1 protein-coding gene is annotated in these 501 nt (G+C 71.7%); it reads right to left on the bottom strand.

The annotated features are described in order from the left end of the window. On the bottom strand, positions 1–446 hold a 446-nt coding region (locus G7A99_RS24800), incomplete at its 3' end, for a UPF0758 domain-containing protein (protein WP_163144742.1). Positions 447–501 lie beyond the last annotated feature (55 nt).

The following is a 501-nucleotide window of genomic DNA, read 5'->3' as shown; positions in this document are numbered from 1 at the left end:
GCGTCGATGGTGCCGCGGAACAGCTCCTCGAAGGCGATCACCCGGTGACGGTTGTCCAGGAACAGCGCGGCGAACACCTCCGCGGGCTGATGGCGCAGCCGCGCGGTGAGGAACAGCCGCGTATCGTCGGGGCTGGTGAGCGCGTCCCCGCGTACCAGCCGCTCGTGGAGATGGCGCCGGGCCATCTCCAGCACCGCCTGGAGCTGGGCGAACTTCGCCGGCCCCATGCCCGGGTGAGCGGCGAACCGGGCCTGGTCCGCCTCCATGAGCCCGCGCAGCCCATCGAAGGCCGAGAGCATCTCCCGGGCCACGTCCACCGCCGTGCGCCCCTGGCGCCCGGTACGCAGGAATATCGCCAGCAGCTCCGCATCGGAGAGCGCGCCGGCGCCGCGCGCGAGCAGTTTCTCCCGCGGGCGTTCCGCCACCGGCCAGTCCGTGATCGCCATGCCTCCTCCCTGAGGTCATCGTCCCGTTGTCGCCCAGAGTCTACACGCTCATCCC

This window comes from Arhodomonas sp. KWT (assembly GCF_010993615.1).
Note: the sequence above shows the minus strand (reverse complement) of the source record. Positions and strands in the feature narration are given on the sequence as shown.